At 60.2% G+C, this 22,311-nt stretch carries 19 protein-coding genes and 1 pseudogene; 16 read left to right on the top strand and 4 right to left on the bottom strand.

Annotation, left to right across the window (positions count from 1 at the left end; all coding sequences use genetic code 11):
• Positions 1-252: 252 nt before the first annotated feature.
• A complete protein-coding gene (locus tag RYB66_RS14280) occupies positions 253-684 on the bottom strand; it encodes a VirK family protein (protein WP_005746443.1) in 432 nt (143 codons plus the stop codon).
• A 162-nt stretch (positions 685-846) separates the two neighbouring features.
• Between RYB66_RS14280 and RYB66_RS26625 the strand changes: the two are divergent.
• The 6 genes and pseudogenes from RYB66_RS26625 to RYB66_RS14255 form a co-directional block, all read left to right on the top strand.
• A pseudogene (locus tag RYB66_RS26625) lies at positions 847-1,368 on the top strand (MCP four helix bundle domain-containing protein); the annotation flags it as partial.
• Positions 1,342-2,520 (top strand): methyl-accepting chemotaxis protein, encoded by a 1,179-nt coding sequence (locus RYB66_RS14275; RefSeq protein WP_394298301.1) that lies wholly within the window; start codon positions 1,342-1,344, stop codon positions 2,518-2,520. The pseudogene RYB66_RS26625 and the gene RYB66_RS14275, both read left to right, overlap by 27 nt.
• Before the next feature lie 216 nt (positions 2,521-2,736).
• Positions 2,737-3,741 carry a sugar ABC transporter substrate-binding protein gene (locus RYB66_RS14270; protein WP_005777033.1) on the top strand — a complete coding sequence of 335 codons (1,005 nt, stop codon included), beginning with the start codon at positions 2,737-2,739 and terminating at the stop codon, positions 3,739-3,741.
• 15 nt (positions 3,742-3,756) lie between these two features.
• Complete coding sequence (locus RYB66_RS14265) at positions 3,757-5,328, top strand: sugar ABC transporter ATP-binding protein (protein WP_010197252.1); 1,572 nt, start codon at positions 3,757-3,759, stop codon at positions 5,326-5,328.
• Positions 5,315-6,319: an ABC transporter permease gene (locus tag RYB66_RS14260; protein WP_016980663.1), complete on the top strand. Its 1,005-nt coding sequence runs from the start codon at positions 5,315-5,317 to the stop codon at positions 6,317-6,319. The genes RYB66_RS14265 and RYB66_RS14260 overlap by 14 nt, the downstream gene beginning before the upstream one ends.
• Positions 6,316-7,302, top strand: coding sequence for an ABC transporter permease (locus tag RYB66_RS14255; RefSeq protein WP_004665242.1), 987 nt, complete (start codon positions 6,316-6,318; stop codon positions 7,300-7,302). The genes RYB66_RS14260 and RYB66_RS14255 overlap by 4 nt, the downstream gene beginning before the upstream one ends.
• Before the next feature lie 9 nt (positions 7,303-7,311).
• Here the strand turns inward: RYB66_RS14255 and RYB66_RS14250 are convergent, their stop codons facing one another.
• Positions 7,312-8,550 (bottom strand): acyl-CoA dehydrogenase family protein, encoded by a 1,239-nt coding sequence (locus RYB66_RS14250; RefSeq protein WP_010197248.1) that lies wholly within the window; start codon positions 8,548-8,550, stop codon positions 7,312-7,314.
• Between the two features lie 280 nt (positions 8,551-8,830).
• On the opposite strand from RYB66_RS14250, the gene RYB66_RS14245 reads away from it, so the two are divergent.
• From RYB66_RS14245 to RYB66_RS14205, 9 genes are all read left to right on the top strand, one after another.
• A complete protein-coding gene (locus RYB66_RS14245) occupies positions 8,831-9,931 on the top strand; it encodes an AMP-binding protein (RefSeq protein ID WP_005777039.1) in 1,101 nt (366 codons plus the stop codon).
• Positions 9,932-9,936: 5 nt separating this feature from the next.
• Positions 9,937-10,731, top strand: coding sequence for an ABC transporter ATP-binding protein (locus RYB66_RS14240; protein WP_029240831.1), 795 nt, complete (start codon positions 9,937-9,939; stop codon positions 10,729-10,731).
• A gap of 3 nt (positions 10,732-10,734) precedes the next feature.
• Positions 10,735-11,616: a branched-chain amino acid ABC transporter permease gene (locus RYB66_RS14235; protein ID WP_005733105.1), complete on the top strand. Its 882-nt coding sequence runs from the start codon at positions 10,735-10,737 to the stop codon at positions 11,614-11,616.
• A gap of 21 nt (positions 11,617-11,637) precedes the next feature.
• On the top strand, positions 11,638-12,705 hold the full coding sequence (locus RYB66_RS14230) for a branched-chain amino acid ABC transporter permease (protein ID WP_016980662.1): 1,068 nt from the start codon (positions 11,638-11,640) through the stop codon (positions 12,703-12,705).
• Between the two features lie 47 nt (positions 12,706-12,752).
• Positions 12,753-14,084 (top strand): ABC transporter substrate-binding protein, encoded by a 1,332-nt coding sequence (locus tag RYB66_RS14225; protein WP_057413699.1) that lies wholly within the window; start codon positions 12,753-12,755, stop codon positions 14,082-14,084.
• Positions 14,085-14,089: 5 nt separating this feature from the next.
• The gene (locus tag RYB66_RS14220; RefSeq protein ID WP_016982582.1) at positions 14,090-14,869 is read left to right on the top strand and encodes an ABC transporter ATP-binding protein; all 780 of its coding nucleotides are present in this window, start codon (positions 14,090-14,092) and stop codon (positions 14,867-14,869) included.
• A 184-nt stretch (positions 14,870-15,053) separates the two neighbouring features.
• The gene (locus RYB66_RS14215) at positions 15,054-16,268 is read left to right on the top strand and encodes an SfnB family sulfur acquisition oxidoreductase (RefSeq protein WP_316894663.1); all 1,215 of its coding nucleotides are present in this window, start codon (positions 15,054-15,056) and stop codon (positions 16,266-16,268) included.
• 15 nt (positions 16,269-16,283) lie between these two features.
• Positions 16,284-16,724: an acyl-CoA dehydrogenase family protein gene (locus RYB66_RS14210; protein WP_005733099.1), complete on the top strand. Its 441-nt coding sequence runs from the start codon at positions 16,284-16,286 to the stop codon at positions 16,722-16,724.
• 4 nt (positions 16,725-16,728) lie between these two features.
• Positions 16,729-18,129, top strand: coding sequence for an LLM class flavin-dependent oxidoreductase (locus RYB66_RS14205; protein ID WP_004665253.1), 1,401 nt, complete (start codon positions 16,729-16,731; stop codon positions 18,127-18,129).
• Between the two features lie 763 nt (positions 18,130-18,892).
• On the opposite strand, the gene RYB66_RS14200 is transcribed toward RYB66_RS14205, so the two are convergent.
• On the bottom strand, positions 18,893-19,567 hold the full coding sequence (locus RYB66_RS14200) for a response regulator (RefSeq protein ID WP_029240834.1): 675 nt from the start codon (positions 19,565-19,567) through the stop codon (positions 18,893-18,895).
• Positions 19,568-19,572: 5 nt separating this feature from the next.
• Positions 19,573-20,964, bottom strand: a complete 1,392-nt coding sequence (gene baeS, locus RYB66_RS14195; RefSeq protein WP_005777049.1) for a sensor histidine kinase efflux regulator BaeS — start codon at positions 20,962-20,964, stop codon at positions 19,573-19,575.
• A 144-nt stretch (positions 20,965-21,108) separates the two neighbouring features.
• Here baeS and RYB66_RS14190 point away from each other — a divergent pair, with 144 nt between their 5' ends.
• Positions 21,109-22,311, top strand: a complete 1,203-nt coding sequence (locus RYB66_RS14190; RefSeq protein ID WP_005777050.1) for an efflux RND transporter periplasmic adaptor subunit — start codon at positions 21,109-21,111, stop codon at positions 22,309-22,311.

Here is a 22,311-nt window from a genome sequence, read left to right as displayed (position 1 = left end):
GCTGACACTTGGCGGGTCGGAGTAATGGCGTTTAAATCATTTTTGCTGGTTATGTATATAACCAGAGACTGGTCAGTCTCACAAGGCGGCTTGCGTGCAGGCTGGGTTCAACCATTCTCAGTTTATCAGTCGGCTTTGAAGTGCTCGAAATTGTCCACCAATAAGCAATTCAAGCGTTACTTTCAAGGGCGTGAGGACGGTCTGTCGCCCACGCCGGATATATGTCTGGTTCATTTGGTTGTGGCGTGACCGTTACTGGCTGGCAAAAAAGCTTAGTCCTTTGCCGATCGCGCATTCATAACTCACCGGATTGCCGACCTGCTGATAGCCGGGAACACTCAGCGTCGTCATGCTGAATACGGCACTGCCATTAGAGCGTATCTGGTAGCGAATGAACTGCTCGATAGGTTTGTTATCGCGATCGAGGGTGAAGTGGCTGTCCGAGAACGCGAGGGTGCCGTCGGGAGTGATGCGGTAGGCATCGATGCGTTTGCCGCCTTTGGTTTTGGACGGCTCGGCACCCGCGACCGAAGACTTGCATTGCCCAAGATCAATCGCCACAGCGACCGACTCTCCGGTGTTCAACGCCTGGATGATAGCGGGGTAGCTGACCAGCGCGTCGCCAGCGTGAGCAGCACCGGGTAGTGCAAGGGCAAGTAATGCGGCAGCGTAATAATGTTTCATGGCAACTCCAGTAAGTCAGTCTGAAGGTTGAAAAGACCGTCATCTCGTGGTTATCGAGCGTCGCGAAACCTACCATAAGGTTTCCTTGAAGTGGGCCCTGAATAGCAGTGGCACGGCTCTGATTCGACGTTCTTCATTCTTTTTCTCGATCAGCCGATAGAAATGACGGTGCTAATTTATTCGTCAGCCACGGGAAGGGGATTGAACATGCTGAGACAGCTGAAAATAGCCGCGCGGACCTCCGCCTGCTTTGCGTTGATGGTGGTGCTGGTGTTCGGGCTTGGTATTTTTAGCATTCAGCAATTGCACGGTATTCGTGAGCAATCGCTTGAAATCGAAAACGACGCGCTTCCAGGGATTGCGCTGGGTGACGATATTGCCCTGGCGGTCGAGAAAACCCGCACCACCGTGGCCAAAATGCTTGCCACGCATGATCTTGCGCAGGTAGCTCAGGCTCACAACGAGTTCCTTGAAAGAAAGGCTGGTTTTCAAAAGGCCGTAGAGGCCTACGACCCGCTGATCACCGATGATGAAGAGCGCGTGCTCGTAGAGGGTCTGAAGAGCACTTATCAGGGCTACATCGAGCGTGGCGAAAAGGTCTATACGCTGATCAACGAGAATCAGGCAGAGGCCGGAAGGGCGCTCGTCTGGGGCGAGATGAAGGCCATGGCGGAAAGTATCGAAGCCGCCCTTGGCAAGCTGGAAAAGATCAATGATGACTCCGAAGCCGAATCCAGCGCTGCAGCGACGTCGGTGTATGAAAACGCCCTGATCGTCACTCAGGGGGTTATGTTTCTGACGGTGTTGCTGACCGTATTGCTCGCCTGGCGCCTGATCAAAAGTCTGGCAGTGCCGATCAGTCAGGCGCTGCACAGCTCGGAAACCATTGCTGCGGGCGACCTGCGTCCCAGCGCAATCAACCGTGAGGGCACTGATGAAGCGGCCCTTTTGCTGCAATCGATGGAGCGCATGCGCGGCAATCTGAGCCAGACTCTGAGTCAGGTGGGCGATGCCGCTCACCAATTGGCCTCGGCCACAGAGCAAATGAGTGTGCTGATGGTCAACAGCAACGCTGACCTTGTGGTGCAGAACAGCGAGATAGAAATGGCCGCCACCGCCGTTACCGAGATGAGCCAGGCGGTCGACGAAGTAGCGCGAAATGCGGTGGCCACCTCGGAAGAATCCAAAGCCTCTTCGGTGTCGGCCCGCGAAGGTCAGGAAGAGCTCAATCAAACCGTTCAGTCGATCCTTGAACTGACCCGCAATGTCGGCACCGCGTCGGTCGAGGCGCAGGCGCTGGCAACCCGCACGCTGGATATCACTAAGGTCCTGGATGTTATTCGCGCAGTCTCCGAGCAAACTAACCTGCTGGCCCTCAATGCCGCCATCGAGGCGGCACGGGCTGGCGATGCCGGGCGGGGTTTTGCCGTAGTTGCGGACGAAGTTCGCGCGCTGGCTCATCGCACCAGCGAGTCGACCCGTGAGATCGAGACCATGATCGGGCACATCCAGCAGGGCACCAAAAGCACGCTGGTGGCGCTTGAAGTCAGTACCGAGCAGGCCCAACGTACCAAACAGCAGGCCGAGTCGGCCAACGCCGTGCTGGCCGGTATCGCCAGTTCGGTCATGGTCATCGATGAGCGAAATACGGTGATCGCCAGCGCTTCTGAGGAGCAGGCGCTGGTCGCGCGCGAAGTGGATCGCAACCTGGTACGAATCCGTGACTTGTCGGCGCAGTCGGCAGTGCGCACCGGCCAGACCGGCAGTGCCAGTCAGTCGCTGGCCGAACTGGCGAGTGATCTGACTACTACCCTTAGGCAGTTCAAGCTTAGCTAAGCAGTCAGGCATGACCTTGCTGTTGCCCGGACAACAGCGAATCGACAATGTGTTCGCCGCCTTGGGCCTGAAGCGTCGGCTATCAGCCTAGACGCAATTCGGCGCAATAGCCTGCAAGCCAGGCTCTGCGCCGTTGCCAGCGTAACCGCAGGGCTTTGGGCATGACCTGTGCACTGCTGATCAGGATTGTTTTCCTGAGCCAGCGGAGCCACCCGAATGCCTGATGCCGTCCCGATTTTTAAGCCAACCCGCCTGCGTGCATTAGGGCGCGCTCTGGCACTGACCGTGTTGGCCACCAGCCTTGTCGCGACGGCATATGCCGATGACAGCGATGTACCTTCGCTGGCGGGCAAGCGCATCGCGATCAGCATGACCGGTACCAGTCACTACTTCGATATCAAGACGTTTCAGGCGCAGGTGGATGAGGTCAAGCGCCTGGGCGGCACGCCTATAACGCTTGATGCAGGTCGCAACGACAAGAACCTGGTCAATCAACTGCAGACCGTGGTTACGCAAAAGCCCGACGCGGTGATTCAGACCCTGGGCACACTCAGCGTTATCGACCCCTGGCTCAAGCGCATCAGCAAGGCGGGGATTCCACTATTCACCATCGATGCACCTTCGCAATACAGCCTCAACAACACCACCTCGGACAATATTGCCACCGGCAAGGCACTGGCCGGGCAACTGATCAAAGACGCGGGTGGCAAGGGCAGCGTGCTGGTATTCAACGGCTTTTATGGTGTGCCGGTGTGTGCCATTCGTTACGACCAGCTCAAGTTGGCGCTCAAGGATCATCCGGAACTGAAAATCATCGAGCCGGAGTTGCGTGACGTCATTCCCAACACGGTTCAAGACGCTTACTCGCAAGTCTCGGCACTGCTTAACAAGTACCCCAAAGGCAGTGTTTCGGCGATCTGGGCGGCCTGGGATATTCCCCAGCTGGGTGCCAGCAAGGCACTGATCGACGCCGGAAGAACTGAAATCAAGACCTATGGCGTCGACGGCACCCCGGAAGTGCTTGAGCTGATGCGCCGTGAGAACTCGCCGATTGGTGCGGTGGTTGCGCAGCAGCCGGCCCTGATCGGCAAGACCGCGGTGCAGAACGTCGCTCGCTACCTGGCCGGGCAACGCGACCTGCCCAAAGAGACTCAGGTGCCGACCTTGCTGACCACGGCCGCCAACCTGCCGCAAGTGCAGGAACTCAGGGGTGATAACTGACGCAGGAGATCGACCATGAGAGCAGCGATTGCAGACGTTACGACTGCAACGGCGGCCTTGCACTTGCAGGGCATCAGTAAGCGCTTTGGTGCCACTCAGGCACTGGATGGGGTCAACCTGCGGGTCGAGGCCGGAACGATTCATGGGCTGGTTGGCGAAAACGGCGCAGGCAAATCAACCCTGATCAAGGTCCTCGCCGGTATTCATAGCGCCGATGCGGGCAGCTTGAGTATCCATGGCCAGCAGTTCGACAGCTTTACTCCGCGCCAGATTGAAGCCGCGGGCGTGCATTTCATTCATCAGGAGCGCTTGCTGCCGGGCAGCTTCAGCGTCGGCGAGGCGTTGTTTTTCGGGCAGGAAATCAAACGCGGTCTGTTCGTCGATCGACGCGCTCAGGAGCGCGAAGCGGCCCGGTTGCTGGATGATTATTTTGCCATGCGCCTGCCGAGCGGGGCGCTGGTACGCGATCTGGACAGCGCGCAGCGGCAGATATTGCAGATCACTCGCGCGCTGCTGGCCAAACCGCAGGTGCTGGTGTTCGACGAGCCGAGTGTGTCACTGGTCAAACAGGAGGTGGACCGGTTGCTGGCCATTGTCCGGCGCTTGCGCGATGACGGGCTGACCATTGTGTACATCTCCCACTACCTGCAGGAAATCGAATCGTTGTGTGATCAGGTCACCGTGCTGCGCAATGGACGCGATGTGGCGGTGGTTGATCCCGCGCTTGTCAGCACCGCGCAGATCGCCCGGCTGATGGTCAATCGTGACGTGGGTGAGCAATATTTCCGGGCGCAGACGCAGCCCGGCCCGCCAGTGCTTCAATTGAACGGGCTGGGGGCAGGGCGCTTTTACAACGGCGTTGACCTGAGCGTGCGAAGTGGCGAAGTGGTGGGCCTGACCGGGCTGGTCGGCTCGGGTGCCAAGGAACTGCTCAAGAGCCTGTTCGGGCTGCTCAAGCCGGATCGTGGCGACGTGCTGTTGAATGGTCAGCCGTTGCGCCTGAAATCCCCTCGTGATGCGGTGCGCAACGGTATAGCGCTGGTCCCCGAAGAGCGCCGCACGCATGGCGTAGCGCCAGCGCTTTCGGTGCTGGAGAACATTACCCTGGCCAGCCTCGGGCGCTTCAGCCGCTGGGGATTGCTCGACGGTGCTGCGCAGTCAAGGGAAAGTCAGCGCCTGATCGGTGAACTGGCGATCAAGACCTCAGACCATGATGCGGCGGTTCAATTGCTCAGTGGTGGCAACCAGCAAAAGGTCGCCCTGGCCAAATGGCTGAGTCGACACTCGACGTTGTACCTGCTGGATGAGCCCAGTGTGGGTGTCGACATTGGTGCCAAGGTGGAAATCTACCGGCTGATTGCCCGGCTGGCTGAAGGCGGTGCAGCAGTGCTGGTGCTGTCGTCGGACCTGCCGGAACTGATCGGCATCACCCAGCGCATTGTGGTGCTGCACAGGGGGCGTATTGCGGGCGAATTCGATTCGTCGAGCACCGACAGTGACCAGTTGCTGGCCTGCGCCACCGGTGCCAGCGAAAGCCGTCATGACGGTAAAAATACTCTCCAGGAGACCCGCCATGTCCACGCTTGAAACATCAGTCATTCAGGTCGGCGATCCCTCGCAACGCTGGCTGGTACGGCTGGCACAGCGCGGTTCGTTACTGGTATTTCTGGCGATACTGCTGGGCTTTGCGGTCAGCGCGCCCAACTTTCTCAGTATCGGCAACATCAGCAACGTGTTCGCCCAGTCAGCCGTGCTGGGCATATTGGCGCTGGGCCTGACATGTGTGGTCATCGGCGGTGGCTCCAACGTTGTCAGCGGCGGGCTGGACCTCTCGCTGGCGGCCAATCTCGGTCTGTGCGCAGCCGTTTACAGCAGTCTGAACAACGCCGGTTTCGAAGCCTGGCAAGCGATTGGTTTGACGCTCGCCTGTGGTCTGCTGGTTGGCGCGCTCAATGGTCTGGGAGTGGTGTTTTTACGCTTGCCGCCGTTGCTGGCGACACTTGCGAGCATGAATGTGATTGCAGGTCTGGAGCTGGTGCTGACCCAGAACACCGTACTGGCTACCGATTCCGCGCTGCTGGACAGTCTGGCTTCCGGCGTCTGGCTGGGCATTCCGGCGCTGGCGTGGGTGTTGCTGAGTGTTGCAGCGCTGTTGTGGCTGCTGATTCAGCACAGCGCGTTTGGCCTGCGCCTGTATGCCATCGGTGAATACCCGCAAGCGGCAACTGCTGCCGGCCTGAATCTGCAGGGCCATGTGTTCGCCAGCTACCTGATTGCCGGTGGCTGCGCCGCCATTGCGGCGTTCTGCTCTGCTGCATTTTTCAGTGGCAGCACCACCGGCTCCGGCGACATGCTGCTTTCAGTGGTGGCGATTGCCTTTCTCGGTGTGGTGTTCTCGCGGCGCCTGACCGCCAACATTCCTGGCACCTTGCTGGCGACGTTGCTGCTGGGTTTTCTGATCAATGGCTTTCAATTGCTGAACATCTCCAATTTCTGGGTCAATGGCGTTCAAGGCGTGCTGATCCTGCTGGTGGTGGCATTTTCCGGGGCGCTGGGCCGCCGGGAGGGTGAACAATGAATACGCTGACCCTGAACACTTCTTCAACACTGGTGAAATTCCTGCCGCGCCTTTTGCCTGCGGTCCTGCCGCTGTTGGTGTTGATCATCCTGCTGTTTTTCGCCATCAATGCACCGGGATTTCTGAGCTGGGGCAACCTGTCGAGCCTGGTGCTGAATAATTTTGTGTTGCTGGCCATTGTGGCCGTCGGTATGACCTGGGCAGTTGCTGCCGGCGGCATCGATCTGTCGGTGGGAACAGCGCTGGACTTTGCCAGCCTCGGCTTTGTCGTCACGCTCAATGGCGGCCACGGTCTGGGTGCGGCCATCGCGGTGGCCTTGTTGGCAGGCGGCGCGGCGGGCGCGTTCAATGCGACGCTGATCGCCGGGCTGCGTATTTCGCCGTTTCTGGCGACGCTGGGTACATTGTTTATCGGCACCAGCGTGCAGCAGCTGTTATCCGACGGTGGTCAACCTATCTACATCGCTCAGGGCGCGTTGCCGGGCATCAGCGGTGTACTGATTCTGGGCGTGCCATTGCCTCTGGTGGTGGTCGGGGTGCTGGCAGGGTTTTACGGGCTGGTGCTGGCGCGTGGCCGTTTGGGGCGGGAAATGCTTGCGCTGGGGACTCAGCCGCAGCTGGCGTATTACTCGGGGCTTTCTACCCGGCGCATCGCCGTACAGGTGTTTGTCGCCAGCGCTCTGGCCTGCGCGGTCGCCGGTATCCTGCTCAGTTCCACGGTCAACGCCTACGTGCCGATGTCGGGCAATGCCTACCTGATCAACGCCATTGGTGCGGTGTTCATCGGCACGACGCTGAGTCGCCATGGGCGTGCCAACATTGTCGGGACGTTATTGGGCGTGCTGTTCATCAACGTCATCGCCAATGGTTTGTTGTTGATCGGCTGGAACTTCTATTGGCAGCAGGTGGCGACCGGGGTGCTGATCTTTCTGGTGCTGGCGTTCAGCTTTGCCAGTCGCCACCTGTTGCGTAACGCGGCGTAACCTTACGCCTCAGGCTTTGCCGGTACCGCTGCCGATCTGCCAGACAAAAGGCGGCTCGGTACCATTGATGCGCCAGTCACCGACAATGCGCGCCTTATAGATCAGCGGATTGTGCGATGCCGCTGTGCGAGCATTACGCCAGTGGCGATCCAGCGCCTTGTTGACGCTGACGCCTGACGCGCCCAGCGCATTGAACAGCTCGGTGGCAGAGCGCAGCACCAGTTCCGACACAATGACCTGCGCCTTGGCCGTCTCGATTTCCGCGGCAATGTTGGCGTCTTTTTCCTGCTGTGGATTATTGCCGAAGCGTGCCACATAAGCGCGTTGCAAAGGCTCGGCAGAACGCAGGGTGGCCGCTTCGGCGGCGTAGACCTGAGCGGCGATCTGCCCGACCACTTGCTGCACCTGTGAGTCCTGGCTGACGCTGCCCGCATTGCCGTGGCTGAAGATGCGCTTGCGGTCGCGCACTTCATGCGCGATGTCGCGTTCGACGGCTCGGCCAATACCTGCCAGCACCGCCAGCAGCACCAGCTGATAGAACGCCGTCTGGTATTTGAAACGCTGCTCGAACGGAATGACATGTGTGGCAGGCAGCGGCACATTGTCGTACACCGAGGTGCCACTGCCGGTGGTGCGCTGGCCAAACCCGTCCCAGTCGTCACTGTGACGCACGCCTGCGTGCCTCGCATCCACCACCGCAATCACATCGGTTCCAGTGTCGGCGCGCTGGGCGTAGACGTCGATCCAGTCGGCGAAAATGCTGCCGGTGCTGTAAAACTTGGTGCCGTTGAGCACGAAGCCATCGCCTTGAGGGCTGACTTTGGTTATCACATCGCCGATTTTCACTGCCCCTACCTCGGTCCAGCCGTTGCCGACCAGATCCCCAGCCACGAAGCGTGCAAACCATGTGTCCCGGTCGGCGCCGGGTGGTGCATTCAAGCGGTCTTCGACAAAGGCGAAATGCGCTCGCAAGGCTTGCGGAATGTTCGAGTCGGCTTCGGCCAGTTCTATCAGCAGTTGAAACAGCTGGCTCACCGAAGCACCCGCACCGCCGTGTTCGACGGGTACCCGCACAGCGCCGAAACCGGCTTTCTTCAACCAGGCAATCGGTTCATAGGGCAGGGCGCGGGCTTTCTCGCGTTCGACGTTGCCAGCGCCAATCTCGCGGAAAATCGGCCGGAACCGGTTGGCCAGAGTTTCGTAATCGGTGCCCAGCGAGAGAGGGTTTGAGCCGGTTGATTGAGTCATGCGGTACTCCTGAACGCGAAGAGATCGGCACATGGGCCGGGTGGGTTCGTGCAGATCTCTGCATGCTTTATGCCTTAATCTAACTATCTGATTTTTATAGATTTTATTTTAATTGGCGGATTCATCTGTTGTCCGGGCAACAGCCGCGCGACAGCTTGTCTGCAAACCGCACAGTGACAAAACTCATTCAGGCGTTGCAACCTATTGATATTAATAAGGTTGTTAGACTGGCACGCTCGCTGCTATGGCTTCATCGATTCTTTATCGACGGAAGCGCAACATGTGCGACTCATTGCCCCAGGCGCTGCTACAGCAGGCTCAAAGCCGTCCTGAACAGACGGCCTTGCGTTACAAGCAATTCGGTATCTGGCAGAAACGTAGCTGGGGCGAGCTGGCCATTGACGTCAGAAGCTTGGCCGCTGCCTTGAAGGGCGTCGGGTTCGGCCCGGCCGACAGGCTGTTCATTATCAGCGAGGCGCGATCCGAAGCGTTGTTGTTGACGCTGGCGGCGCACTGGCTTGGGGGCAGCGTCAGCCTGCTCGACCCGGCGCTGGATAACCGCACATGGCTGGCAGGCCAGTCCCCGGAGTTTGCAGTGGTCGACGGGCTGGAAGCGCTTCTCCAGGTGCGCGTCGCTTCATCGGGCATCGTCGTGTTGCTGGACAAGCGCGGCCTGACTGAGGCTGATGACAGCGGGGTGATCGACTATGCCCGACTGCTGAATGGATCGGCTGGCGACGTTGCCGATCCGCGCCAGAGCCGGGCTGCGGCCTTTGTCTTTCCCGCTGTCGACTGGCAGCCGGACCTGCAGTTGAGTCATGCAGTTCTGCTTTCGGACGCAAGGCAATTGGCGCAAAGGCATGCGCTTTCCAGCCAGGATCAGGCATTGGCCGCCAGAGTGTTTGCCGCCAGCGGGCAGGCGCGCTATCTGTTGGCACCCTGGCTGGTTGCCGGGTTTTGCCTGAATTTTCCCGAGGCCCTTGGCACTCGCGACAACGACCGTCGCGAACTGGGGCCCACCCTGGTGCTGGGCACTCGCGAGTCCTACGCACGTCTGGAACTCTGGGTCAGGGAGCGCTTGCCGCTACCAGCCAGCATCAGCCACCGGCTTTATCAATGGGCGATGGCTCCTGCTCCGGGTGCCGTGCGGCGCTGGCTGGGTTATTGGTTGATTCGCCGCCCGCTGCTGGACGTGTTGGGCATGAGTCGGCTGGCTAAACCATTGCTGGCAGGCGATGCGCTGACGCCACAGAGCGAAGCGTTTTTTACGGCTCTGGGTATCAGGCCAATCAGGTTGGGGGCTGCGAGCCAAACCAGTCAGCCACAAGAACCGGCAGATGATATGCCGCATGCGCCAGCACTACTGGGTGTGCCGTCTTGAATGCGCTGGCGCCTGTGGCGCTATTGGAACTTGAAGATATTTCCTTATCTTTCAAAGGGGTTAAAGCTGTTACCTCAATCAGTTTCTCGGTGGCTACAGGCGAGATCTGCGCATTGATAGGCCCCAATGGTGCGGGCAAGAGTTCGCTGCTCAACGTCATCAATGGCGTGTATCAGGCGCAAAGCGGCTCCATCACTTATGCCGGCCAGACGCGCCGCCGGATGCGTCCGCACCAGGCGGCCGAGGGCGGTATCGCCCGTACTTTTCAGAATATCGCCTTGTTCAAGGGCATGAGTGTGCTGGACAACGTGTTGACCGGGCGCAATCTCAAACGGCGCAGTACCTGGCTTGAGCAGATGCTGCGCATCGGTCGGGCACCTGCCGAAGACGACGAACAACGCCGGCATGCCGAGCGGGTGATTGAGTTTCTGCGCATCCACCCGTGGCGCCATGCACTGGTGGGCAAACTTTCCTATGGCCTGCAAAAACGTGTCGAACTGGCCCGCGCCCTGGCGGCGGAACCGCGTCTGCTGTTGCTGGACGAGCCGATGGCCGGAATGAATGCCGAAGAGAAGCACGAGATGAGTCAGTTCATCCGCGATATCAATCGTGAGCTGGGCGTCACTGTGGTGCTGATCGAGCATGACATCGGTGTGGTGATGGGCCTCAGCGACCATGTGGTGGTGCTGGATTACGGTCGCAAGATCGGGGACGGCACACCCGCGCAGGTTCGCGCCAACCCTCAGGTAATCGCTGCGTATCTCGGCACGCGTCGTTCGTCTTCGGTCGGGAAACCATAAACCATGGAATTCTTCTTTGAAGTGCTGATCGGCGGGCTGTTGGCAGGTGTCATGTACTCGCTGGTGGCGATTGGGTTTGTGCTGATCTACAAGGCGTCGGGGGTGTTCAACTTCGCTCAGGGCGCGATGGTGCTGTTCGCGGCGCTGACGTTTGTCAGCCTGCTGGAGCGGGGTGTGCCATTTTTCTGGGCGTTTCTGGCAACGCTGGCCAGCATGGTGGTGCTGGCGCTGTTGATCGAAAGAATGGTTCTGCGCCCACTGGTCAATCGTCCACCGATCATTCTGTTCATGGCCACCCTTGGCCTGTCGTACATGATCGAAGGACTGGCCCAGGCGCTGTGGGGGGCGCAGGTTCACGGCCTTGAGCTGGGCATCCCTGACGAGCCACTGGAAATTCGCGGCATGTTGCTCTCGCAGTTCGACCTGTTCGCGGCGGGCACGGCTGCGGCGCTGGTGATTGCCCTGTCGTTGCTGTTCAACCGTACTCGTATCGGTCTGTCGTTGCGTGCAGTGGCGGACGACCCATTGGCCTCGCTGGCCGTGGGTATCCGTTTGCCACGCATCTGGGCGGTGGTCTGGGCCGTGGCCGGGTTTGTCGGACTGGTGGCCGGGCTGCTCTGGGGGGCGCGGCTGGGGGTGCAGTTTTCCCTGTCACTGGTGGTGCTTAAGGCGCTGCCGGTGTTGATCATTGGCGGTTTTTCCTCGATTGGCGGCGCGATTGTCGGCGGTCTGATCATCGGCGCAGCCGAGAAGCTGGCCGAGATTTACCTGGGGCCGATCATCGGCAGCGGTATCGAAAACTGGGTGCCGTATGTGCTGGCGCTGTTGTTTCTGCTGGTTCGCCCTGCCGGCCTGTTCGGCGAGCGGGCGATAGAGCGCGTCTGACTTTCATCAAGGATCAATGCCATGCTTTATCGAGAAACCGGACAATTGGCGAGTAGCTACGCGGATGAACGCCGGGTGTTTCGTCTGCGCCAGGACCGCATCGGGCTGTGGAGCCTGTTGGTATTCGCTTTTATCGCAGTGCCGTTGCTGGGTAACGATTACTGGTTCAGCGCGATCCTGATTCCGTTTCTGGTGCTGTCGCTGGCGGGGCTGGGGCTGAACCTGTTGATCGGTTACGCCGGGCAATTATCGCTGGGCTCGGCTGCGTTCATGGCGGTGGGTGCTTTCGCTGCTTATAACCTGCAACTGCGGGTGCCGGGCATGCCGTTGCTGCTCGGCTTCGCGCTGGGTGGGCTGGTGTCTGCGCTGGTGGCGTTGCTGTTCGGGCTGCCGAGCCTGCGGATCAAGGGCTTCTACCTGCTGGTTTCGACACTCGCCGCACAGTTTGTGGTCGAGTGGGTGTTGACCCGCTTCAGCTGGTTCACCAACGACAATGCCTCGGGCGTGATCACCTCGCCGCCACTGATCATCACCGGGGTGAATTTCAGCTCGCCGCAAGGCCGCTACCTGTTGACGCTTGGGCTGGTAGTGCTGCTTTTCTGGCTGGCGAGAAATCTGCTTCGCGGGGAGCTGGGCCGCAACTGGATGGCCGTGCGCGATATGGACACCGCCGCTGCGGTAATCGGCATCCGCCTGTTCAAAGCCAAACTTCTGGCATTCGCCATCAGCGGTTTCTATCTGGGCGTCGCTGGCTCGCTGTGGGCGTTCGCTTATCTGGGCACGGTCGAGCCGCATGGTTTTGACCTGAACCGGTCATTCCAGATTCTGTTCATCATCATTATCGGCGGGCTGGGCAGCGTGCAAGGCAACTTCCTTGGGGCGGCGTTCATCGTGCTGTTCCCGATTCTGCTCGGCAACCTCAGCGCCTTGCTGCCGGTCGGCCTGATCGATTCCGGGCAACTGGAAAACATTCAGAAAATGCTTTTCGGCGCCTTGATCATCGCTTTTCTGATCAAGGAGCCCGAAGGGCTGGCGCGTCTCTGGCTGCGCTTTCGTCAGCGCGCACGCGTCTGGCCGCTGCGCTATTGACTGGTTACTCACCCACAAAAACCTCGTGTACCTCAAGGAATGCGCCTATGAAACACCGAAAATCCCTGTTGCGTCTGGCCCTCGGTATGGCCCTGCTGGGGTGTGGTCTGGCTACCACGGCACAGGCTGCCAACGAGCAGTATTTCCCGCTGCAGAGCTACCGGGTAGGCCCTTATGCTGCGGGCGGCACCGGGTTTTTCGGTGGTTTCATCGACTACCTGCAATACGTCAATGCCAACGGTGGGGTCAATGGCGTCAAGCTGACCTGGTCGGAGTGCGAAACCGAATACGTGGTGGAGAAGGGCGTCGAGTGCTACGAGCGTCTCAAAGGCGGGCTTAACGGTGCGCCGGCTGCGGCGACCAATCCGCTTTCCGTCGGCATCGCCTACGCCACGCTGGAGCGCTCTACTGCCGACAAACTTCCGCTGATCACCATCAACCACGGACGCACGGATTCCACAGACGGCAGTGTCTTTCCCTATGTGTTTCCGCTGCAGTTGAACCCGTACTCCGAAGTGTCGGCCATCGTCAATTACATCGGTCAGCGTGAAGGCGGCCTGGCGTCGCTCAAGGGCAAGAAAATCGCTGTGCTGTATCACGGCTCGCCGTATGGCAAGGAAACCAATGGTGTACTGGAAACCCTGGCAAAAAATTACGGCTTCGAGCTGACCACCCTTGAAGTGCCGCACCCCGGTAACGAACAGCAATCGCAATGGCTGAACATTCGTCGCCTCAAGCCCGACTGGGTGATCCTGCGCGGTTGGGGGGTGATGAATCCGGTGGCGCTGAAGTCGGCGCAGAAGGTTGGCTTTCCGGTGGATCACATCATTGGCAACATCTGGAGCAATTCCGAGGAAGACGTGATTCCCGCAGGGGCAGCCGCCAAGGGCTTCATTTCTATCACCACGCACCCCTCCGGGACCGACTTCCCGGTGCTGCAAGGCATCAAGACGGCGGTGCTCGACAAGGGCCAAGGCAACCTGGCCGACCCCAAACGTTTTGGCACCGTGTATTACAACCTGGGTGTGGTGAACGGCATCCTCAATGTCGAAGCGCTGCGCATTGCACAGGCCCGATTCGGCAATAAGCCACTGACTGGCGAGCAGGTGCGCTGGGGGTTCGAGCATTTGAACCTTGACGACGCACGCTTGCAGGCGCTGGGTGCCAAAGGGCTGGTACAGCCATTGAAGCTGTCGTGCGCTGACCACGAAGGCGGTGGTGCGGTGCGCTTTCAGCAATGGGACGGCCAGCGCTGGAACCTGATCAGCGACTGGATACAGGCTGATCGTGCCTTGTTGCGGCCCATCATCGAGGCATCGGCTGCGCAGTACGTCAAGGAAAAAGGCATTACCCCGCGCGATTGCAGCAAGGAGCAGTAAACCCGATGAGCCTGATCCCGCATGCTGCGCCCGCTGCCGAAACCATTCTGTCGGTGGAGCAGGTCGAGGTGTTCTACGAGCAATCCATCCTCGCGTTGCGCGGGATCAGTCTGCAGGTTCGGCAGGGCCAGATCGTGGCCTTGCTGGGGGCCAATGGCGCGGGCAAAAGCACTACGCTCAAGGCCATTTCCAGACTGGTGAGTGCCGAGCGGGGCGAGGTGGTCAGTGGCCGGATTCACTATCAGGGCCTGCCAATCACCCATTCCGATCCTTCGGCACTGGTCAAAAACGGTCTGGCGCAGGTGCTGGAAGGTCGACACTGCTTCACCCACTTGAGTGTCGAGCAGAACCTGCTGATCGGCGCTTTTGTGTCGCGACCATCACGGGCCGAAATCAAGGCCAGGCTGGAGAGGGTCTACAGCTACTTCCCCAGGCTGCGCCTGCTGCGTAAACGGCTGACCGGCTATACCTCGGGCGGTGAACAGCAGATGGTCGCCATCGGCCGGGCATTGATGTCCCAGCCTCGTTTACTGCTGCTCGACGAGCCTTCCATGGGCCTCGCTCCGCAGGTAGTCGAGGAAATTTTTGACACGCTGGCGCGGCTCAATCACGAGGCGGGGCTGAGCCTGCTGGTGGCCGAGCAGAATATCAATCTGACCCTGGAATACGCGCACTTCGGTTATGTGCTGGAGAACGGCCGGGTGGTGGGCTCAGGGACTGCGCAGGAACTGGCCGGGAGTGACGATATCCAGAACTTCTATCTGGGCACGGCGACCCAAGCGTGAATCCCCGCTGTTCGCCCAGCAACAGTGTTCGGACATTTTGTTCTGCGGGGCACCGCCGAGAATCTTAAATCTAATGCAAGCGACTGTTTTAAAAGAAAAATAATTTACGGCACGGGCTGTGCACTGTTCAAGGTCAAGCGTGTTGAGTGTTTTCAACCTGTCGCCAACGAGCAGGAGCCAGTCCATGAGTAACCCACTCTCAATTCCACCTGCAGCACCGCCCAGAGCGCATGTCATCGCTTCCGATGCCGAAGCCATCGAAGTCGCCACAGCACTGGCCAGCCGGTTTGCCGAGGAAGCGTCGCTGCGTGATCGCGAACGCCGCCTGCCGGTCGCCGAGCTGGATGAGTTTTCCGCCAGCGGACTGTGGGCCATTACCGTGCCCAAAGCCTATGGCGGTGCAGGCGTTTCCTACGTCACTGTTGCGCAAGTGATCAAGATCATTTCTGCCGCCGACTCTTCGCTCGGGCAGATCCCGCAGAACCATCTGGGCGTGCTCGATATCCTGCTGCAGACCGGCACCGAGGAGCAGAAGCGCCACTATTTCGGCAAGGCACTGGCCGGTTACCGCTTCGGCAATGCGTTCTCCGAGTCGAAAAGCAAGAACGCCGGTGCATTCCAGACCCGTATCCGCTTCGATGGCGAGCACGCGGTGCTGGACGGTGAAAAGTTTTACTGCACCGGCGCGCTGTTCGCGCACATCGTGCCAGTGGCCGGGGTCAACGAGCAAAATCAGGCCTTCATCGCGTTCGTCGAGCGTGATAATCCTGGCCTGACGATCATCGACAACTGGGACGGTTTCGGCCAGCGCACCACCGCCAGCGGCGGGGCAGTCCTGAACGCTGTCCGAGTCCCGTCGAGCGCGGTGATCCCTGCGCACCGGGCATTCGATGAGCCGACTGCCGACGGGCCGATTTCGCAGATCATTCAGGCGGCGGTGGACACCGGCATCGCCCACGGCGCCTTCGAGGAAACCCTCAAGCACGCACGACTGGCGCGGCCATGGATCGACAGCAAGCAGGATTTCGGCTGGCAGGACCCGTTCAGCATCGCCACCATCGGCGACTTGCAGTGGCGGCTGCATGGCACCGACGCGATTCTCGCCAAGGCCGGCCAAGCCATTGACCATGCGTTGGCCGAACCCAGTGAGGCCAGCGTCGCGCAAGCATCGGTGATCGTCGCGCAGGCCAAGGTGCTGTCGGCACAGATTGCCTTGCTCGCCAGCAGCCAGCTGTTCGAACTGGCTGGCACCCGTTCGGTGCTGGGCAAACTCAATCTGGACCGTTACTGGCGCAATGCGCGCACCCACACCCTGCATGACCCGGCACGCTGGAAATATCACCTGATCGGTAATCAGGTGCTCAACGGCATTGCATCGCCACGCCATGCCTGGAACTGATCAAGGAGTACGCCCATGACGCATCCCGCTATTACCGCACAACTGAAGGTCGCCGCTGAAGACCTTGGTCAGGCGCGCGAAGGCTTGCAAGACACCCTCGATTACCTGCGTGAGCACGCTCAGCCATGGCCGCTCAGTGACCTACAGCGCATTGTCGATGACCCCTATGTGATCAGCAAAGTCGGAGATCTGCAGATTCGTCTGGAGGTTGCCGCCGCGCTGCTGGAGCGTGCCCGGAGGCTGGATGGCTCGCCCGAGCAGCGCCTTGTCGCCAGCAGCGAGGCGGTCATCGCCAGTGCCGATGCATTGCAGGCGGTGGGCAATATTCAGTACGAATTGACCGGCCAACGTTCGTCATTGCCTGCCCCGACCGGTCGTGAACCGCTGCGCTGGCACTATCAGGTTATCGGCAATCAACGCCTCAATGGCGTGGTTCCGCCGCAGCTTCAGGAGTAAGTGTATGTCTCGTCAGATTCGCCTCAATGCGTTCGACATGAACTGCGTCGGTCATCAATCGCCTGGCCTCTGGGCTCATCCTCGTGATCGCTCCTGGCAATACAAGGACCTGGAATACTGGACCGATCTGGCCAGAATTCTTGAGCGCGGCAAGTTCGATGGGTTGTTCATTGCCGACGTGCTGGGCATTTACGATGTTTATCGCGGTAACGGTGAGGCGGCCATTCGCCAGGCCACGCAGGTGCCGGTCAACGACCCGTTGCAGCTCATCCCGCCCATGGCGCTGGTGACCGAACATTTGGGCTTCGGCCTGACCGCGTCACTGTCGTTCGAACATCCTTATCCGTTTGCCCGACGTCTGTCGACGCTCGATCACCTGACCAAGGGCCGCGCAGGCTGGAATATTGTCACGTCGTATCTGGAGAGCGGCGCGAAGAACCTGGGGCAGAAAACCCTTACCGAGCACGATGCGCGCTATGACTATGCCGAGGAGTATCTGGAGGTTTGTTACAAACTCTGGGAAGGCAGTTGGGAGGAGGGCGCGATTCTGCGTGATCGCGAGCGTCGGGTATTCAGTGACCCCGGTAAGATCCACGAGATTCGTCATGTTGGCAAACACTTCCAGGTGCCGGGTATCCACCTGTGCGAGCCCTCGCCGCAACGTACGCCGGTGCTCTATCAGGCTGGGGCTTCAAGCCGCGGCAAGCAGTTCGCCGCCGAGCACGCCGAATGCGTTTTTGTGGCCGCACCCTCCAAGGTTCTACTGAAAAAGACCGTGGCCGATATCCGTCGCCGCACCGCCGAGGCCGGTCGTGACCCCTCCAGTGTGCTGATTTTCAACTTGCAGACGGTGATCCTTGGTGAAACGGACGCCAAGGCCAAGGCCAAGTTTGAAGAATACAAAAGCTGGGTCAGTTATGAAGGCGCGATGGCGTTGATTTCCGGCTGGACCGGCATCGACTTCAGCCAGTTCAAGCCTGATGAGCCGCTTCGGCATGTACACACCAACGCCATTCAGTCGGCAGTCGAGACCTTTTCCACTGCTGACCCGAATACGGTGTGGACGCCGCAGGCGCTGGCCGACTGGGTCGGTATCGGCGGTTTCGGCCCGCTGTTTGTCGGCAGCCCGGAAACCGTGGCCGACCTGCTCCAGGAGTGGGTTGAAGAAACCGACGTGGACGGCTTCAACCTGGCCTACGCGCTGACCCATGAAACGTTCATCGATGCGGTGGACCTGCTGGTGCCGGAACTTCAGAAACGCGGCGTCTACAAGACCGAATATGCCAAAGGCACCCTGCGCGAAAAGCTGTTCGGCGAAGGACCGCGCCTGGAAGCGGGGCACCCGGGCGCTGCCTTTCGCGACCTCGCTGCACTAAATCGCGCTCGCCAAACGGAGAGTGCCTAAACGTTTGACGACTGTCGTTGCCCAGGTGGCGCGGCGCAAATCTGTGACGCGGAGCATCACGAACGGCATTCCCACGCTGGAGCGTGCGGAACGATAATCCCGACTATCGTGCGGCGCTCCGCGTCGCATGCCGTTCTGGACGCTCTGCGTCCGGTCTTGAGGTTGCGGCGCGGCGCAAATCTGTGACGCGGAGCATCACGAACGGCATTCCCACGCTGGAGCGTGCGGAACGATAATCCCGACTATCGTGCGGCGCTCCGCGTCGCATGCAGTTCTGGACGCTCTGCGTCCGGTCTTGAGGTTGCGGCGCGGCGCAGATTTGTGACGCGGAGCGTCACGAACGGCATTCCCACGCTGGAGCGTGCGGAACGATAATCCCGACTATCGTGCGGCGCTCCGCGTCGCATGCAGTTCTGGACGCTCTGCGTCCGGTCTTGAGGTTGCGGCGCGGCGCAGATTTGTGACGCGGAGCGTCACGAACGGCACTCCCACGCTGGAGCGTGCGGAACGATAATCCCAACTATCGTGCGGCGCTCCGCGTCGCATGCAGTTCTGGACGCTCTGCGTCCGGTCTTGAGGTTGCGGCGCGGCGCAGATTTGTGACGCGGAGCGTCACGAACGGCACTCCCACGCTGGAGCGTGCGGAACGATCATCGCAACTATCGTGCGGCGCTCTGCGTCGCATGCCGTTCTGGACGCTCCGCGTCCGATGTTGGGTGCTTGGAACGGCATGGATGATGACGTGTGCTCAACGCTGTGACGGTCAAAGCTCGAGCTTGTAGCCCACGCCGTAAAGCGACTGGATCGGGTCCTGACCAGGACAGGCCTGCTCCAGTTTGCGACGCAGGTTGCGGATGTGGCTGTCCACCGTGCGGTCGGTTACTACGCGATGATCCGAGTAGAGCCGGTCCAGCAGATGGTCTCGGGAAAAGACCCGACCCGGTGAGCGGGCGAAAGTGGCCAGCAGACGCAGCTCAACCGGGGTCAGGTCCAGGCTGACACCATTGAACGAGGCTTGATAATGCGCTTCGTCCACCTGCAAACCCTTGGACGTGTGCGGGTCGGTTGAGGAAGTGCGACGCAGTATTGCCTTGACGCGGGCTACCATCTCACGCGGGCTGAACGGTTTGCAGATGTAGTCATCCGCACCGAGGTCCAGGCCCAGCAAACGATCGATTTCCTCGACCCGCGCGGTGATCATGACAATGGGCACGGCGCTGAAACTGCGCAGCTCCCTGCAGATGTCCATGCCATCGCGACCTGGCAGCATGATATCCAGCAGGATCAGTTGCGGCGGCTGGGCTCTGACTGCTGGCACTACCTCCAGACCGTTGCTCAGGCAATGGGTCGAATAACCGGCAGCGATCAGGTAGTCGCGCATCAGCGATGCCAGTTTGGGTTCGTCTTCGACAATGAGAATCGGCGTTTCGGTGGTCATAGAGGTCATGGTCGCAGCCGTCCAGGCAGGCACAGGGTCAGCCAGAGGCCGCCTGTAGGCGAGTGTTCGGCGCTGAGGCTGCCGCCGTGGGCGAGGGCGATGCTGTGACAGATCGCCAGCCCCAGACCCGCACCGCCGCTGGCGCGGTTACGCGATGTTTCACCGCGATAGAAGCGTTCGAACAGCCTGGGCAATTGTGCTGGATCGACACCGGGGCCGGAATCCATGACTTCGATACACACTTCATCATCGCGCATGGCTGCGCGAACCTGCACCGTGCCACCGGCATCGGTGTAGCGCACCGAGTTTTCCAGCAGGTTGCTGATCAACTGTTGCAGGCGGCCTGGGTCTGCGTGTACCGACAAGGGGTGAGTCGCAAGTTCCAGCTGCAAACTCAATTGACGCGCGGCGCAACGCTCCTCGAACATCTCAGTGATGTTTGTCAGCAGCTCTGCCAGGTCACAGTCGACCTTGCGGTAGGTCAGGGCGCCCACATCCGCCAGCGACAATTCGTAGAGATCATCCACCAGCTTGCTGAGCATGCCGACTTCACCCTGTAGCGACTTCATCGATGCCTGATCCAGGGTGCGCACGCCATCCTCGATGGCTTCCAGTTCGCCACGCAGTACCGACAGCGGGGTGCGCAGCTCATGGGAGACATCGGCCATGAATTCCCGGCGCATCTTTTCATTGCGCTCCAGGGTATAGGCCAACTGATTGAAGTCGCGAGCCAACTGGCCTACCTCGTCATTGGAGGAAACCGCCACGCGGCTGCTGTATTCCCCGGCGGCGAGCCGATGGGTTGCAGCGGCCACACGCTTGACCGGGTCGAGCAGCGTGCGGGCAATCCACCAGGCAATCAGCACGGCCAGCAGCAGCGACAGCACACCCATCGCCAGGCTGGCGCGCAGCTGGTACTGCTGAAAGCGCTCGCCACCCGCTTCACTGACGCTCTGAAAGGGTGTGACGGCCAGCCAGCCCACGATTTTGCCGGCGACTTCCACCGGGCGCATGAACTCATCGTCATGCACGCCCGGAAACCCCATTACCAGGTTCTTCTGCGCATCCAGCAGGGCGATTCGAAACACTGCACCAGTCAGATCGGAAGTGGGGGGTGTTGCCAGTCCGGGAATGGCGAAGTCCTGTGCGGGCTCCGGGCGCATCACCTCAAACCAGCGATCCTTGTTGTCACGCATGAACTCCCAACTGCCCTCGCGAGCATAGGCCACGGCCAGCCGCGGCAGGACCGGCGACATGCGCTGCATGGCCTGCTCGTTGAGATAACCCAGAAAGCCACGGGCAAAACTCCAGTTCGCAGTCAGACCCATGATCAGGATCACTGACAGCACGCTGGCCAGTACCGCGACAAATAATTTGGTGGAGATGCTCGATTTCATGAAAGCTCGGGTTTTCCCTGAAGACGGCGTCCATTTAGGCCTTCGTGACCGCAAGTTTCAAGTCGGCGCAGCAATCTTCAATTTTCCTGCACATTTGCCTCGCACTCTGACATCAGGCTTTCGCCACAACGTCCTGAGGCAAACATGTCGAGCAAGATTTTCGCCAAATACCTGATGACGGTGACCTTTGTCATCTACGCAGCCCTTATCAGTCTTCTGAGCGGTTGTTCGGCGGATGATCCGCCGCCCGCTGCGCCAAAACCAAGCGTGTCGGTCATCACTGTCCAGCCGCGCAGCCAGGCGCTGACCACCGAGCTGGCGGGGCGCACTCAAGCGTTCATGGTCGCCGAGATACGGCCGCAGGTCAGTGGCATCGTTCAGCAGCGGCTGTTCGTCGAGGGGGCAGACGTCAAGGCCGGCCAGCCTTTGTATCAGCTCGACAGTGCGACCTACCAGGCTGCGCTGGCGGAGTCACAGGCCACGCTCGCCAAGTCCCGTGCCACGCTCAAATCGGCGCAGGCGACCGCCAGGCGAGATATTGGACTGGCAAAGATAGATGCCATCAGCCAGCAGGATAAAGAAGACGCCGAGGCCAGTCTGTTGACCGCTGCGGCGGAGGTAAAAGTGGCGGAGGCCGATGTGCAGACCGCGCGCATCAACCTGGCTTACACACGTATTACCGCGCCCATCAGTGGCCGTATCGAGACCTCGACCGTCACCCCCGGTGCATTGGTGGTGGCCCAGCAGGACACGGCGCTGACCACGGTTCAGCAACTGGACCCGATTTACGTCGATGTCACGCAGTCCACCACCGAGTTGCTGCGTCTCAAGCGCGACCTGGCCAGCGGAAAGCTGCAAACCAACGGCGATGGGCAAGCCCGAATCACCCTCAAGCTGGATGACGGCAGCACTTATAACCACGACGGCCGCCTACAATTCAGTGGCGTCAGCGTCAATGAAGGCACCGGCACCGTGACGCTGCGTGCCAGCTTTGCCAACCCCGAGCGGCTGTTGCTGCCGGGCATGTACGTGGTAGCGGTGCTGGAGCAGGCGCAGGATCACAACGCGATCCTGATTCCACAAAAGGCCGTCAGCCGCAGTGCCAGCGGCCAGACCACAGTGTTGCTGGTGGTTGACGGCAGGATCGAGCAGCGGGTGATCAGTGTCGACCGCACAGTGGGCAACCAGTGGTGGGTGAGCAGCGGGCTCAAGGCCAATGAGCAGGTGGTGGTCGAGGGCGGGCAGAAAACGCCGGTGGGCACCGAAGTCAGTGTTCAGAACGCCGACAGCCCGAATTCGCCATCGCCGAGCGGCACTGTCGCTGCCACTGACGTGAAGGAGCGCTGA

This window comes from Pseudomonas syringae group sp. 243L2 (genome assembly GCF_032587875.1).
Classification (GTDB): domain Bacteria; phylum Pseudomonadota; class Gammaproteobacteria; order Pseudomonadales; family Pseudomonadaceae; genus Aquipseudomonas; species Aquipseudomonas amygdali.
This window is presented reverse-complemented; position numbering and strand designations above follow the sequence as displayed.